We start from the raw sequence: 15556 nt of genomic DNA, 5'->3' as shown, positions 1-15556 counted from the left end.
TCCATCACAAAATTTCAATCAAGCGGCCTTGCGGCGTCAGGAACGCGGTGTGCACACCCTCCCCCGGATAAATCTGGGTCAGCGCGGCGCGGTATTCACGGAGTTGGGCGCACAGTTCGGGCTGGTCTTGCGGGCTGGCCGAGGACTTGAAGTCAAGCACCCACCAAGCTGCAGTGTCGCGGCGCTGCACCAAGCGATCCAGGCGCAGCGTTCTGCCACCGTGGGTCAATGCGACTTCGTTGGCATGCCACGCCAATGCGCTGCGCCGCCACGCCCACGCGCCTTCCCCACCGAGTATGCCTTGCGCCATGCGCTGGGCTTGCTGCATCTGCGCTTCGGTGAGCGAAAAAGTGCGTGCAGCCTGCGCACACTGCTCAGGCGTCCATGCATCTGCGTCTGGTACCTGGCCCTCGCGCAGCGGCAGCCATTCCAGCAAGCGGTGCATGGCTTGGCCGATACGGGACTCCAGACTTTCCGGCTCAGTCACCGCTATCAATTCAGGAGCTGCTCGCGCATATTCCATGGGCGCTAGAGGCACTTTTCTCTTCAAACCTTCAGTGGGGAGCTCCCACAAAGCGAAGGGCTCAGCAGTGTCCGATTCGGTCGACTCCGCACTGTCTACCCCCTCGAGAGCCGTGGAAGGCGCAACGTCTGCCGCAAGCTCCTGCAAGCGCTTCCACCAGCTGCCCTCGCGCTCGCGGTGGGGCGCGGTGCTGGAGAGCACCAGGGTGGACTGGGTGCGGGTGAGCGCTACATACAAAGCATTGAGTTCCTCCCGCGCGCGGGCGGTTTGCTCCAGCGCCAGGGTATCCACCACACAGGCAGGTGGGCGGGACTCGCTGGCCAGAAACACAAACTTGCGGGGGTAAGCAGCCTCGCCCGGCCAATCCACGAGCACCCCCATGGATTCGGGCCGGGTGCCTTCGGCATCGGTGTCCAGCAATATCACCAGCGGCGCCTCCAGCCCCTTCGCGCCGTGGATGGTGAGCAGGCGCACCGCGCCTGCGTCGGCCCGCACCGGCGCGGGAATGCCGCCGGCACGCAGCGCGCGCACCAGGGTGTAGGCGGTGCTGTAGCGCCCGCCGTCCACCTGCAAGGCGGCATTGAGCAACGCGCGCACATTGGCCAAGACGCTCTCCCGCAGCACCGCCGGGCTGGCGGCGGCGAAGCGGGCCAATACGTCACCGTCGTCATAGATGGCGCTCAGCGCATCGTGCACAGGCAAGCTCTGTACCCAGCCCTGCCAGCGGGTGAGGGACCGGGCTGCCGACAGCATGCGCTGGCTCAGGGGCAAGCCGCCCTCCACGTCCGGGTCGGCGGCGGCGAACTCACACAACACCGCCATCCAGCCGGGTACGAGCGCGTCGGGGTCTGCCGCGCGTGCCTGGCGGCGGGCTGTCTGGTGCAAGAGGCTCAAGTCCACCAGATCTTCATCGCTCGCACCAAACAAAGGCGACTTGAGCGCACGCGCCAGTGACAGGTCGTGCGCGGGCGACACCAGCACATCGAGCAAGGCCACGAGGTCTTGCACTTCGGGCATCTCGCCCAACTCGTTTTTCTCAGGCTGCTGAGCCGGAATGCGCAGTGCCGCCAGCTCTTGCTGCATCAGCGTCAAGCGTTCGCGCTTGCGGGCCAGCACCATGATGTCTTGGGGCCGCAATTGCCCGCCGCGCCCGCTGAGCTGCCCAGCCAACCACCGGGCGGCCTGCCGGCACTCCAGGGTTTTGAGGGTGTCTTCGGACTCGTGGCGAGGTGTGGTCAGGCTGTCGCGCCAGACCAGGTCCTCAGACCCATCTTCTTCGGGTTTGGCGGTGCGCTCGATGCGTGGCAGCTTCCACACCGAGCCGGCGTCCACCGACTCGGAAGTGTGCGGCCGGTAGTCTTCAAACTCGCCGGCATCCTGCGCGCCCAGCATGGCCGTGTTCACTAGGCCGATGATGGCCTGCGCATTGCGCCGCGTGTGGTCGCAGCTCAGTACATCGCCTTGCAAGCCCTCCACCACAAACGCTTTGGCCGCGCGGAAGACTTGGGGCTCGGCACGGCGGAAGCGGTAAATGCTCTGCTTGGGGTCGCCCACAATAAACACCCCGGGGCGGTTGCCCGCGCCGCTGTAGCCCTGCAACCAGGTGCTCAATGCCTGCCATTGCAAGGGGTTGGTGTCCTGAAACTCGTCGATCAGCAAGTGCTTGACCCTCGCATCCAGGCGCTCCTGCAGCCAGCCTGAAATCTCTTCGTCCGAAAGCAGGCGCAATGCGGCCTGCTCCAGATCGCCCATGTCGATCCAGCCCCGCTCGCGCTTGAGGGCGGCGTAGTCTTGCAGCAAGCCCCTGCTGAGACGGGCCATGCGCTGCTGGTGCAGCCAGGCCTGGTGCTGGTCTATGGCGGCTTTGGTTTCGGCCAGCAAGGCTTGGGCTTCGCGCACGGTCTCAATTCCGACGACCTTTTCGCTCAGTTTGCGAGGAGTGCCTTTGTCGGTGAAAAGGGCTTTGAAAATGGCGGTGGCATCGCGCGCGGTCAGCGCTTTCTCCAGCTCCGAGCCTGCTTCTGTGCAGGTCTTCAGGCTGCTGGCACCCAGCGCTTTGGCACTGGCCCAGAGCAGCTGTTGCACCACGTCGCTGAACAAACGGTCCTGGGGCTGCGACCAATTGGCCATGGCCGGAAACTGCTGCGTGAATTGCAGCACCGAGGCATCGACCACGCCCTGTTCGTCAGCCAGGGCAAACTCGGTGCGCTTGTGGATGGCGGCTTCCAGCGCCTTGAGCGTGCCGTGGCGCCCGTATACACCCACCGCCTCCAGGTAGTCGGCACGCGCCGCCGCATCTTGGGCAATGCGGGTGTGAAAGCGGCGCCAGACCTGGGCGATGGCCTTGGCATCGTTCTCCAGCAGCTCGTACTGCGTGGGCAAGCCCAGCTGGTGCAACATGCCCAGCGGCGCGCTGCGCAACAGGGCCGCAAACCAGCTGTGGAAAGTGCGCACCTGCACCGGCCGGCCGGCAAGCAGCAAAGCCTCATGCAAGCTGCGCAGCTTGGCCAGCTGCTCCGCACCGGGATCGCCCTGCACACCGCGCAACTGCAGTTCGCGGCGCAAGGTGGAGTCATCGGCCCGGGCATAGCTGCGCAGCCAGTCATAGAGGCGCTCGCGCATTTCACCGGCAGCTTTTTTGGTGAAGGTGATGGCCAGAATCTCATGCGGCGCTGCGCCGTCAAGCAAGGCGCGCACCATGCGGGACACCAGCATCCAGGTCTTGCCGGCGCCGGCACAGGCCTCCACCGCCACACTGCGGCGGGGGTCGCAGGCGATGGCATAAAAGTCAGCCCGTGCAACGTGGCGGCCATTCACCTCATAAGCGGCGGTGTCGTGCACGGCACTCATGACGGGCTCCAGAAATCTTTGCGGCACAAGCCACGCGCCTGGCAGTAGTCACAGGCCACGCCATCCCCCAGCGCCGGCAAGGGCTCTCCGGCCGCCAGGCGGGTCATGTCAGAGGCAATACCTTCCACCAAGGCGTCACGGGCCAACACAATGTCTTTTTGCTCTACGGGCATAGTCCCGTCCCGCTCGCCCACGTTGATGTAGGCGGCCTGCAAGGTGTCGTGGGGCAGCAGCGCAGCGTAAAAGGCGATCTGGGTGTCTTCCAGCGGGTTCTTGACCCGCTCTTTGGTTTTGGCCGAAGGCTCGGTTTTGTAGTCCAGCACCATGGTCGCTCCATCGGTGCCGGTGTCCGTGCGGTCTATGCGACCCATAAGCATGACGCTGCCCACAGCCTGGGTGTGCGCGGTCTCGCCACTGGCATAGGTCCAGCCCTGGGCATCGTGCTTTTCCAGCCACTGCAAGTAGCCCTCGCGCACATTAGGCCAAGCTGCGGCGAAGGGCAAAAACTCTCCATCGGGCAAACCCATGGATGCGGTCACCGAGTTCGCACAGGTTTCCAGCAAAACGCCGCGCTGCTCAAGCCCGCTCAAAGGCTCTGTCTGCAAAGCGCTGTGAAACTCCTGCAGCACCGCATGCAGCCAGAGCCCGAAGTCCCGCTTGTCCACATCGGACTCCAACTCGTCCACCGTCTTGAGACCGAGTTGCCGTAGCGCAAAAAAGCGGTAGGGGCAAGTGCGCAAATCCTCGTAGGCACTGGCTGATAGTTGACGCACCGGAATGCGGTCACCGTGCGGCTGAGGCGGGAGCACAGTCGCGGGCATGACCTGCCTGGATGTTCGTGGATCACTCGCCAGCGCCTCTGCCACACCGGGTTGCAGGCGCAACCATTGCACCAGTGGGCTGGCCGCGATGTGTTCACCGGTGTCGTCACTGCTGCGCCACAGTACCTCGACCGCTGGCGCCTGCAAGGCCTGGCGCCAGGATGCGCGCAGACGGGACTCCAATTCAGCGCGTGAGGGCATGCCCAGTGCCGCACGCTGCGCGGGAGTCCAAATGCCTGCCGGCTCTGGGGACGGATTCAAACGCACCTCGTCGCAGCCGGCCAACACCACGGCGGCAAAGGGGCGGGCCAGCATCTGGCTCATAGGCAGAATGACGACTTGCTCTTCATCGGGATATGCGGGTTGGAAGCTGTGAGCCTCCAGCACTTGATTCACCCAGGACGAAAAGGCGCTCAAGTCCATGCGGGTGCCGGCCCACAAGGCTGCATCCACGTACTCCGCCCAAACCTGTGGCTCCGGTGGCGTTATGCGTAGTACCTCCAGGGCCATGGCTCCGGCTTCATCGGCCTGCAAGGCCTCCCACCATCCACAGGTCTGCAATACCGATTGCATGCGTGCCAGCCATGCGGGCAAGGGGCGGCTGCCACTCAACTCAGTGCGCACCTGATCGATACGGACACACATGGCGCTCAAAGCCTCAGAGTCCTTGACGGGTTTGCAGCCGGACACATGGCGCCAGTCGCGCACCTGCTCTTTGCGCAAAGCTTGTTCCAAAGCCTGTAGAACCTCAGCAAAAGCTGGCGCTTGCTTGAACGCATTCAATACGGCATCCGTGCTGGCATTCCACACCGCGGCCCGCAACAAGGCCATGAGCGCCGCTCCGGCCCGGCTGGTCGATAGTTTCCAGCCGTTCTCATCCCGCATGGCAATACCTGCAGACTCCAGCATGGCGCGCACCCGGCGCGTCAGTGCACGGTCTGAAGACACCAGCGCCAAGGGATAGCGATCAGCCGCCACATGCCCAATGGCACACGCAGCCGCCCGCTGGGCTTCGTCTTCGGCATCGGCACAGGCATGAAGATGCAAATGATCCGACGCCAGGTTCAACGTGGTGCCTGCATGGGGTTCGGCGTCGTCCAACCGAAACAACTCCGCCTTGCTGCCCCAGTGCGCCTTGAGTGCGCCGGAAACCGGGTCGGAGGCCAGCCCTTGCACCAAAGCGACGGCATCCCAAGCTTCCAACACATCTTTATCAAACAACACATCGGTGGAATAGGAAGACACCGCCGCCCACTCCACAGCAACCCGGGCAACCTGGGCCTCCCAAGCAAGCGCTTGGCTTTCCATGCCCACCGACACGGCAACGCGCGCCTGCGAGGCCCATTCCCCGCGCCCCTGCGGACCTGCAGCCGCAGCCCAAGGTGCGAGTTGCTGTGCCGCTTCTGCCAGCAGGCCAGCGAGTGAAGATTCATCCCCCATGCCTGCCCGGGCCAGCAGATGTTGAGCTGTCAGCGTGTCCAGTGCCATGTCCTGGCTGATATCGGTAGCTTGGAGGCTACGCGCGGACAAGGATGCCAGCCAATTCGAGGTGGTTTCAAACCGGGGAGAAAAACCTTGCGGATGTAGATCCGACCACACCCTGCGTGCCAAGGGCAGTAGTTGGGCATAGGGCAGCAACACCAGCGTGCGGCCGGGGTGGGCGCCGGAATCAGCGATCCAGCGCTGAAGCCGAACCATCAACCCACTGCCGGGTGCTGACCACAAGGCCATCGCAGGATGACTGGGCACATAAGCAAAGGCCCGCAGCCCCCGGGCTGCATCGCTTTTGGCTATGCCAGCGATAGTTTGCGGGGCGACATGGGGGGGCTTGGTTTCTGTCACAATGCCGCAACTTTAGCTGCATTAGCACTCTTCCAAAGGAAACTCCATGGCCAGCGAACTCATCAAACACGTCACCGACGCCACATTTGAAGCCGATGTATTGCAGTCTGCGCAACCCATCCTGGTGGACTACTGGGCTGAGTGGTGCGGCCCCTGCAAAATGATCGCGCCCATTCTGGACGAAGTGTCTGCTACCTACGAGGGCAAGTTGCAGATCGCCAAGATGAATGTGGACGAAAACCGCGACATTCCAGCCAAGTTCGGTATCCGTGGTATCCCCACATTGATGTTGTTCAAGGACGGTCAATTGGCTGCTACCAAGGTAGGCGCACTCAGCAAAGCGCAACTCACTGCCTTCATCGACCAGCAACTGGCCTGATCCGCCTTTCGCCCCAGCGACCGTGACACTGCAGCACGGTCGCAATTTCCTGTCATAATATTTGTGTTCACCCGCCGGATTGAAGGCGGTCAGCCAGATCAGGCTCAGGACACCGAGGCCAAGCACAAGGTCTTGCCTCAACCCCCACTCCCCTGAATTTTTCGAACCAACCCTGGTTTCCTTGCCGATTTCCGGTTAACGCCCTGACGGGACCCACTCCATGCATTTAAACGAACTCAAAGCACTGCACGTGTCCGAAGTGCTCAAGCAAGCCGAAGAACTTGAGATTGAAAACACCGGCCGCATGCGCAAGCAGGAGCTGATGTTCGCAATCATCAAGAAACGGGCCCGTGCCGGCGAGCAGATCATTGCCGACGGCGTGCTGGAAATCCTGCCGGACGGCTTCGGCTTTCTGCGTAGCCCCGATACCAGCTACACCGCCAGCACGGACGACATCTACATCAGCCCCAGCCAGGTGCGCCGCTTCAACCTGCACACCGGGGACATGATTGAAGGTGAAGTCCGCACACCGAAAGACGGTGAGCGTTACTTTGCGCTGAACAAGTTGGACAAGGTAAACGGCGGACCGCCTGAAGGCAACAAGCACAAGGTCATGTTTGAAAACTTGACCCCCTTGTTCCCCAAGGTGCAAATGCGCTTGGAGCAAGATGGCCTCAAGACCGACGAAAACATCACCGGCCGGGTCATTGACATCATTGCCCCTATCGGCAAAGGCCAGCGCGCCCTGCTGGTCGCCCCGCCCAAGAGTGGCAAGACCGTGATGATGCAGCACATCGCCCATGCGATTTCTGCCAACTACCCCGACAGCCACATGATGGTGCTGCTAGTCGATGAGCGCCCCGAAGAAGTGACCGAAATGCAGCGCACCGTCAAAGGCGAGGTGATTGCCTCCACCTTCGATGAACCCGCAGCACGTCACGTGCACGTGGCCGAAATGGTGATCGAGCGAGCGAAGCGCTTGGTAGAACTCAAAAAAGACGTGGTGATCTTGCTGGACTCCATCACCCGCCTGGCCCGGGCCTACAACAACGTGGTTCCATCTTCCGGAAAAGTGTTGACCGGTGGTGTGGATGCGAATGCGTTGCAGCGCCCCAAACGATTCCTGGGTGCGGCCCGTAACGTCGAAGAAGGCGGCTCACTCACCATCATTGCGACCGCACTGGTGGATACCGGCAGCCGTATGGACGAAGTGATTTTTGAAGAGTTCAAGGGCACCGGCAACAGCGAAGTGCATTTGGACCGTCGCCTGTACGAAAAGCGGATTTTCCCTTCTATCCAGCTGAACCGCAGTGGTACCCGCCGCGAAGAATTGCTGTTGCAGCCGGAAATTCTGCAAAAGACCCGCATCCTGCGACAGTTCCTCTACAACATGGACGAAATCGAATCCATGGAAATGGTGCTCAAGCAAATGCGTGCCACCAAGAACAACAGCGAGTTCTTCGACATGATGCGTCGGGGCGGCTGATTCGGACTAAGCTATAATTTAGGGTTTTCGCGACAAGTACGCCGAGTTTTTATATTGCGCAGGGTTTGCGCAAGGACCGGCGCGGCTAGCGCAACTGATGGAGAAGAGTATGAAAGAAGGCATTCACCCCAACTACCGCGAAGTTTGCTTCCAGGACATGTCCAACGGTTTCAAGTTCGTGACACGTTCTTGCGCAAACACCAAGGAAATGATCAAGATGGAAGACGGCCGCGAGCTGCCACTCTTCAAGTTGGATACCACCAGCGAATCCCACCCTTTCTACACCGGCACGCAAAAGTCGGTGGACAACATGGGCGGACGCGTGGAAAAATTCCGCAACCGTTTCGGCAAGACCGCAGCGAAGTAATCTCAGTTCAGGCTCCGGCCTGGGTTGGTATAAAAGCAGCACGGAATCCCGGGCTGCTTTTTTTTTGATTTAAACCTGTTTCCCCACTGATCCGCGTGAACCTACCGAACCCCGCCATCGTTGCGCAAGCCTCTGTCAGGCGCCTCCCGCGTCCCGCACTGATTCTGTTGTGTCTGGCCTTTGTCGGTGCAGGCTTTATCGGTCGTGATGCATGGCGGACAGCCGACTTAAGCGCCCTGGGATTCATGGCAGCGCTCGCACGCGGGGACGCATCCTGGATCCACCCGACGCTACTCGGCATCAAGCCGGATTTCCCTGCACTCCTCCCTTACTGGATTGGAGCCTTGGTCTTGAATTGGACACCAGCAGGATGGCCGGCAGACTTCTGGGTTCGGGTTCCCTTTGCGCTCTTGTTGACATTGGCTTTTGTCGGAACTTGGTACGGCAGCTATTACCTCGCGCGCACTCCTGCAGCCCAGCCAGTCGCTTTCGCGTTCGGCGGAGAAGCCAAACCTACCGACTATGCGCGAGCCATGGCAGATGGAGGCCTATTGGCATTTTTGGCATCCCTGGGTCTGGCGCAACTCGGACACGAAACCACACCTGCACTCGCGCAACTGGGATTCAGCGCGCTCCTGTTTTTTGCGCTCAGCGCACTTCCCTACCACCGCACTGGACCCTACGTCAGTGCAGTCTTGGGACTAGCCGGCTTGGCTTTGAGCGGGGCACCTGCCCTGTCACTAATGTTCGGGATGGGCGGCGCTTGCATTCACGCCATGGACAAACGCACGGGTGCAGGAAATGACGCAGTCAAAAGCTACATCACCCTCGAAGCCATAGGCCTCGCGACGGTCTCCGTCATCACTGCCGTCTTTGCTTGGAAGCTGGGACTTTGGAGTTGGAAGGTGGAGTGGCCCGCCCTGACTTGGGCCTATTGGAATGGACACATTCAATTACTCCTCTGGTTCACATGGCCTGCCTGGCCCTTGGCGCTTTACAGTGTCTGGCGTTGGCGCAAGCAGTTGTTCAATCTGAACATCAGCCGGCACCTCTCGTTGCCATCCTGGTTTATCGTGACCAGCGTAGGCACCATGCTGCTCTCAGGAGCTCCGGATCGGACTTTGCTATTGGCACTCCCCGCTTTCTCTGCCATGGCTGCCTTTGCATTGCCTACCCTACGCAGACAAGTTGCGGCATTGATCGACTGGTTCACGTTGTTGTTCTTTACAGGGTGTGGAGTGATTATCTGGGTCGTTTGGATTGCGATGCAAACCGGCACCCCGCCGCAACCGGCAGCGAACGTGGCCCGCTTGGCACCGGGCTATGAGGCGAGCTTCCAGATACTGCCCTTCTTGTTTGCATTGGGTGCCACTTTGGCCTGGGGATGGTTGGTTCGTTGGCGGGCAGGACGTCATCGCGCAGCGATCTGGAAAAGCCTGGTGCTTCCCGCTAGCGGGGCGTCGCTATGCTGGCTATTGTTGATGACCTTGTGGATGCCCTTGCTGGACTATGCGCAAAGCGCGCGCACCATGGTGCGGCAAGCAACACAAATTGTTGCCCGTGACCAATGTGCCCAAGTACTGAACCTCGATACCGCGCAAATTGCGGCGCTCCAGTGGTACGGTCAGCTCAATCTGCGCCCTGCCACTGAAGCCGCAGCATGCGAATGGCTGCTGACAGAACCAGGAGCAAACTCCGAAATTGCATCCATCGTCGACCGATCAGTATGGGCACCGCACACTTTGGTGCAGCACCCTGTGGCCAACTCGGAAATGTTCTGGATCATGAAGCGCCGCTAAACGACCGGAACCTTGGCGAACCTAGGACCTATTGAGGGCGGACGCGTGCCGCCCTGAACCGCAGGGTGAAGGTAGAGCCCCGTCCGGGAATGCTTTCAATCAGCAATTCAGCACCATGGCGCTGTGCCACGTGTTTGACAATAGCAAGACCCAGCCCCGTCCCTCCCGTATCCCTCGAGCGGCTTCTGTCGACCCGATAAAACCGCTCGGTCAAGCGAGGTATATGTTCAGGCGCGATTCCCGGCCCCGTATCTTGGACCGATAGTTCGCCTTCGCCTTCAGCCGTTTTATGCCAATGGACCCGGATACTCTTATCTGCCGGTGTGTAACGGATGGCATTGCCGATCAAATTGAATACCGCACTGTGCAATTCAGACGGTGAACCGGTGACCGCCACGGCATCCGACACCAGAAACTGAATGTCCTGAGGCTTGCCCCAGACCAACGACGACAGGTTATGGGCTTCCTGCTTGCACTGCTGCAACAGCTGCACCATGTCCACGAGATCTGAGCCTGAAGGCGCAGGGCTCCCCTCCAAGCGGGAAAGCGTCAACAAATCGTTGACCAAGCTCTGCATGCGGGTCGCTTGCTGGGACATCAAATTCAAGTAGCTCTGCCGCTCAGACTCATCCAGGGGAAGCGTCTGGAGGGTTTCAACAAAACCAGCGAGCACCGTCAAGGGCGTACGGATTTCGTGAGACACATTGGCCACGAAATCCCTGCGCATGGCCTCGGCCTGTTCCAGGGCCGTAATGTCACGGGACAGCAAGAGGTTGCACCCCTCCCCGTAGGGATGTAGGTGCACAGACAAACGCACAGGCTTCGAACCTGTGCTTTCGCGGCCCGGCATCACCAGGCCTTGTGAGAAATCTTGACCGGAATAATAGGTAGCGAAACCAGGGTCGCGAACCAGATTCCCGAAATGCTGAAGCATGTCACGACGAGCATCAAAGCCGAAGTGCTGCCCTGCCATCTGGTTAAACCATTCGATGCGACCATTTGCATCCAGCAGAACAACACCGTTCGGAGAGGCTTGCAGCGCAGCCAAAAAATCCTGGAGCTTGGTTTCACCTTCGGCCACGCGACGCTCGCGGGAACGCATCTGACGGCGCGTGCGGTCTGCCACCTCACTCCAGAAGCCATACCCGAGGGTCAACTCCGTGGACTTGCCCGACTGCAGCCAGCGCATGAGCTTTGCACCACGCACCGCATCGATCAATAACCAGAGAAAACTGCCCACGAGAATGCCGACCACAGCACCCCAGACGGGAGAATACTGACCGGCAAGCAGATAGCCGAGGACACCCCCCAGCGCCTGCAAAAGCAGGAACGACAGAACTCGAAAAAACATTCGTGAACTGTAATCGCTCAGGCGCTCGCCCGGGCAGCAGTCTGCACAACAGTTTGAACCGGAATGGCGGGCTTTGCCGTCAAGCGATAGCCTGCACCGCGCACCGTCTCCACCATTGAACCGGCATGCGCCAAAGCTTCACGTAAACGTTTGACGTGCACGTCCACAGTTCGCTCTTCGATGTAGACATGATCGCCCCAGACGTTGTCAAGCAGTTGCGCCCGGCTATGTACCCGCTCAGCATGTCCCATAAGGTAATGCAACAGCTTGAATTCTGTAGGTCCCAGCTTGAGGGCCGTTTCTTCGAAAGACACGCGATGAGTGGCGGGGTCCAGCGTCAAGCCGGCGATAGTCAGCGCTTCGCCGGTGCTCTCCGGCGTACGGCGGCGCAAGACTGCGCGTACACGGGCCAGCAACTCCTTCGTGGAAAACGGTTTCGCAATGTAATCATCCGCCCCTGCGTCCAAGCCGGCAACCCGATCCGCCTCATCCCCACGGGCTGTGAGCATGATGATGGGGACCTCTTTGGTCCTTGGATCAGAGCGCCAGCGCTTGGCCAAGGTCAAGCCGCTTTCGCCGGGCAACATCCAGTCCAGAAGGATCAAATCAGGCACGCCCGCATCGATCTCACGCTGCGCAGAGTCACTGTCCATAGCCCAACGAGGCCGGAACCCGTTATGCCTAAGATTCACTGCAATCAACTCAGCAATGGCCGATTCATCTTCGACCACCAGAACGGCGGGCATGGTTTTCATTTGACGACAGACTCGATTTTTTCCATGGTCGAGTGACGCACATCTTCACCCTTGACCACGTAGATGATGAACTCGGCGATGTTCTTGGAGTGATCGCCGATACGCTCGATCGCCTTGGCCAGGAACAACAAGTCCAAGCTGGGGGAAATCATGCGTGGGTCTTCCATCATGTAGGTCACCAGCTTGCGCACGAAGCCATCAAACTCGGCATCGATCAAGTCGTCTTCTTTGAGAATAGACACTGCAGCGTTCACATCCAAGCGGGCAAACGCATCCAGCGCCTTGTTCAACAAACCGGAGGCCAGGTCGGCGGCGACGCGCAGCTCCAAGGAAGGCAATGAACGGGGTGCGCCACTGTGAATGATGGAACGCACCATGCGGGCGATCTTCTCCGCTTCATCCCCCACACGCTCAAGGTTGGCGGTGGTCTTGGAGATGGCAATCAACAAACGCAGATCGCGGGCAGTCGGTTGGCGGCGGGCGATGATGCTGGAGAGATCACGATCGATTTCCAGTTCCATGGCGTTCACGCGGGCTTCGCGGGCTGTGACTTCGTCAGCCACTTCCACGCTGAACTGCGACAGTGCGTAGATTGCCTGGCGGATCTGGGATTCAACCAATCCACCCAGCTCCATCACTTGCGACGAAACCGAGGTCAGTTCGCTGTCGAACTGGGTTGATAGGTGTTTATCTGGCATGGGGTCCTCTCCTTGCTTAGCCGAAGCGGCCTGTAATGTAGTCTTCTGTTTCTTTGCGGGTCGGCTTGAAGAACATTTGTTCTGTAGGACCGAACTCGACCAGATCGCCCAAGTACATGTAAGCGGTGTAGTCGCTGCAACGAGCCGCTTGCTGCATGTTGTGGGTCACGATCACCACGGTGTAATCGTTCTTCAATTCCACAATCAGCTCTTCCACCTTGGCAGTAGAGATAGGATCCAACGCAGAGCAAGGTTCGTCGAGCAACAAAACCTCCGGCTTGATCGCAATGCCGCGGGCAATGCACAAACGTTGCTGCTGACCGCCCGAGAGGCTGGAGCCGCTTTGGTGCAACTTGTCTTTCACTTCAGTCCACAGCGCGGACTTGCGCAAGGCCCATTCCACGCGCTCTTCCATGTCGGTGGAGCTGAGGTTTTCGAACAACTTCACGCCGAAGGCGATGTTGTCGTAAATGGACATCGGGAACGGTGTGGGCTTCTGGAACACCATACCCACCTTGGCACGCAGCAAGGCCACGTCTTCCTTGCTGGTTAGCAGGTTCTGGCCGTCCAACAGGATCTGGCCTTCCGCGCGCTGCTCGGGGTAGAGCTCAAACATGCGGTTGAAAATGCGCAACAAAGTGGACTTGCCGCAACCGGAGGGGCCGATGAAGGCGGTCACGCGCTTCTCCGGGATCTCCATGTTGATGCCCTTGAGGGCGTGGAACTTGCCGTAGTAGAAGTTCAGGTCCTTGACAGAAATCTTGGACTTGGTGGGGGCGCTAGGTGTGTTCAACATACAGGTAATCCTTTAAACGTCAGTGCGCGGTGCGCATCAGGCTTTGGAGCGGGTCAGCACCCGCGCCAGAATGTTCAGTCCCAAAACAGCCAGGGTGATCAGGAACACGCCTGCCCAAGCCAGCTGTTGCCAGTTTTCATAGGGGCTCATGGCGAACTTGAAGATGGTCACCGGGAGGCTGGCCATGGGCTCGCTCAAGGAAGACGTCCAGAACTGGTTGCTCAGCGCCGTGAACAACAAGGGCGCTGTTTCGCCGGCAATGCGGGCGACCGCCAACAACACACCGGTAATCACACCGGCACGGGCCGACTTCAGGGTGATGCTCAGAATCACTTTCCACTTGGGCGCGCCCAATGCATAGGCCGCTTCACGCAAACCTGCTGGAACCAACTGGAGCATGTTTTCCGTGGTGCGGATCACGACCGGGATCACGATCAGGGACAAGGCCAGAATGCCTGCGTAGCCGGAGAATGACTTGAACCGCGATACCACCACGGCATAGACAAACAAGCCGACCACGATAGAGGGCGCAGACAAGAGGATGTCATTGACAAAACGTACTGTGGCTGCCAGCCAGCTCTTGCTGTCGAACTCGACCAGGTAAATGCCTGCCATCACGCCGATAGGAGTGCCTACGCAAGTAGCCAGAACCACCATCAACAAAGATCCGTAGATGGCGTTGGCCAAACCACCGGCCTCATTGGGCGGCGGAGTCATTTGCGTCAGGGTAGCGATCGACAAGCCACCCAGTCCCAGGCGGACGGTTTCCCACAGGATCCAGAACAGCCAGAACAAGCCGAAAGCCATGGCAGCCAAGGCCAGAGCCGTTGCGACAACGTTGACACGCTTGCGATACGCAAAGCGCGCGGTGCGGATTTCAGACAAAGTTGCGCTCATGACTTGGCTCCTTCCGACTTGCGCAATTGCGCCAGCAGAAGCTTGGACAAAGAGAGAATCACAAAGGTGATAAAAAACAGCACCAGACCCAAGTACATCAATGAAGCTTGGTGCAAGCCTTCACCGGCTTCGGCGAATTCATTGGCCAGTGCAGAGGTAATGCTGTTGGCTGCCTGGAACAGGCTGAGCGAATCCAGTTGGTTGAAGTTGCCGATCACAAAGGTCACTGCCATGGTTTCGCCAATGGCACGCCCCAAGCCCAACATGATGCCGCCAATGACACCAGTCTTGGTGTATGGCAAAACGACCTTGGACACGACTTCCCAGGTTGTGGCTCCCAGACCGTAAGCGGACTCTTTGAGCATGGGTGGGGTCACTTCAAACACATCACGCATGACGGATGCAATGAAGGGAATGATCATGATGGCCAGAATAATGCCGGCCGACAAAATGCCGATACCTACTGGCGGGCCGGAGAAAAATGCGCCGATATAGGGCACGCCAGCCGTCCAGGCTTGAATGGGTTGCTGCACATAGGTGGCCAACACCGGGCCGAACACCAAAAGCCCCCACATGCCATACACGATGGACGGTACGGCAGCCAACAATTCAATGGCAGTGCCCAAGGGACGCTTGAGCCACGCGGGTGACAACTCTGTCAAAAACAAAGCAATACCGAAGCTGACGGGGACCGCAATCAAAAGTGCGATCAACGAAGTTGCCAAGGTGCCGTAGATCATGACCAAGCCACCGAAATCCTCTTGTACAGGGTCCCAAGTGGTGCTGGTCAAAAAGGAGAGTCCGTACTTGCTGATCGCCGGCCAGGCGCTCATGGTCAGAGTAACCAAAATGGACACCAGCAGGACCAGGGTGACTAGAGCGGAGGCCTTGGCCGCCCAACCGAACATGCGGTCAGCCAGGGGCCCTGAACGGGCACGTTTCATCGGGGGTGGTTTTGTCATGACGCGGGAAGATTGTTGAACAGTGTTCTG

The 15556-nt window shown here is 59.6% G+C and carries 12 protein-coding genes; 4 read left to right on the top strand and 8 right to left on the bottom strand.

Annotation, left to right across the window (positions count from 1 at the left end; genetic code table 11):
* Window positions 1-4: 4 nt before the first annotated feature.
* Entirely contained in the window at window positions 5-3373 is a 3369-nt protein-coding gene (locus ACOAP0_RS17475) for a UvrD-helicase domain-containing protein (RefSeq protein ID WP_498391483.1), read from the bottom strand.
* Window positions 3370-6036, bottom strand: a complete 2667-nt coding sequence (locus ACOAP0_RS17470; RefSeq protein WP_498391482.1) for a PD-(D/E)XK nuclease family protein — start codon at window positions 6034-6036, stop codon at window positions 3370-3372. Before ACOAP0_RS17470 ends, ACOAP0_RS17475 begins: the two co-directional genes overlap by 4 nt.
* A gap of 46 nt (window positions 6037-6082) precedes the next feature.
* On the opposite strand from ACOAP0_RS17470, the gene trxA reads away from it, so the two are divergent.
* The 4 genes from trxA to ACOAP0_RS17450 all read left to right on the top strand — a co-directional run bounded on the left by trxA (window position 6083) and on the right by ACOAP0_RS17450 (window position 10067).
* Entirely contained in the window at window positions 6083-6415 is a 333-nt protein-coding gene (gene trxA, locus ACOAP0_RS17465) for a thioredoxin TrxA (protein ID WP_087497083.1), read from the top strand.
* A 220-nt stretch (window positions 6416-6635) separates the two neighbouring features.
* Window positions 6636-7901 carry a transcription termination factor Rho gene (rho, locus tag ACOAP0_RS17460; protein ID WP_087497082.1) on the top strand — a complete coding sequence of 422 codons (1266 nt, stop codon included), beginning with the start codon at window positions 6636-6638 and terminating at the stop codon, window positions 7899-7901.
* Window positions 7902-8010: 109 nt separating this feature from the next.
* Window positions 8011-8268, top strand: coding sequence for a type B 50S ribosomal protein L31 (locus ACOAP0_RS17455; protein ID WP_066705893.1), 258 nt, complete (start codon window positions 8011-8013; stop codon window positions 8266-8268).
* Window positions 8269-8363: 95 nt separating this feature from the next.
* Window positions 8364-10067: a hypothetical protein gene (locus tag ACOAP0_RS17450; protein ID WP_498377460.1), complete on the top strand. Its 1704-nt coding sequence runs from the start codon at window positions 8364-8366 to the stop codon at window positions 10065-10067.
* 28 nt (window positions 10068-10095) lie between these two features.
* On the opposite strand, the gene phoR is transcribed toward ACOAP0_RS17450, so the two are convergent.
* From phoR to pstC, 6 genes are read right to left on the bottom strand one after another with little or no spacing between them, the layout of a single operon-like run.
* The gene (gene phoR / locus ACOAP0_RS17445; protein ID WP_498391481.1) at window positions 10096-11418 is read right to left on the bottom strand and encodes a phosphate regulon sensor histidine kinase PhoR; all 1323 of its coding nucleotides are present in this window, start codon (window positions 11416-11418) and stop codon (window positions 10096-10098) included.
* Between the two features lie 17 nt (window positions 11419-11435).
* Window positions 11436-12173 carry a phosphate regulon transcriptional regulator PhoB gene (phoB, locus tag ACOAP0_RS17440; RefSeq protein WP_087497079.1) on the bottom strand — a complete coding sequence of 246 codons (738 nt, stop codon included), beginning with the start codon at window positions 12171-12173 and terminating at the stop codon, window positions 11436-11438.
* Window positions 12170-12871, bottom strand: a complete 702-nt coding sequence (phoU, locus tag ACOAP0_RS17435; RefSeq protein ID WP_087497078.1) for a phosphate signaling complex protein PhoU — start codon at window positions 12869-12871, stop codon at window positions 12170-12172. Before phoU ends, phoB begins: the two co-directional genes overlap by 4 nt.
* 16 nt (window positions 12872-12887) lie before the next feature.
* Window positions 12888-13667, bottom strand: a complete 780-nt coding sequence (gene pstB / locus ACOAP0_RS17430) for a phosphate ABC transporter ATP-binding protein PstB (protein ID WP_087497077.1) — start codon at window positions 13665-13667, stop codon at window positions 12888-12890.
* Between the two features lie 36 nt (window positions 13668-13703).
* Window positions 13704-14564: a phosphate ABC transporter permease PstA gene (pstA, locus tag ACOAP0_RS17425; protein ID WP_087497076.1), complete on the bottom strand. Its 861-nt coding sequence runs from the start codon at window positions 14562-14564 to the stop codon at window positions 13704-13706.
* The gene (gene pstC, locus ACOAP0_RS17420) at window positions 14561-15526 is read right to left on the bottom strand and encodes a phosphate ABC transporter permease subunit PstC (protein ID WP_087497075.1); all 966 of its coding nucleotides are present in this window, start codon (window positions 15524-15526) and stop codon (window positions 14561-14563) included. Before pstC ends, pstA begins: the two co-directional genes overlap by 4 nt.
* Between the last annotated feature and the right edge of the window lie 30 nt (window positions 15527-15556).

The organism is Curvibacter sp. Hmag1.1, from assembly GCF_059769165.1.
This window is presented reverse-complemented; position numbering and strand designations above follow the sequence as displayed.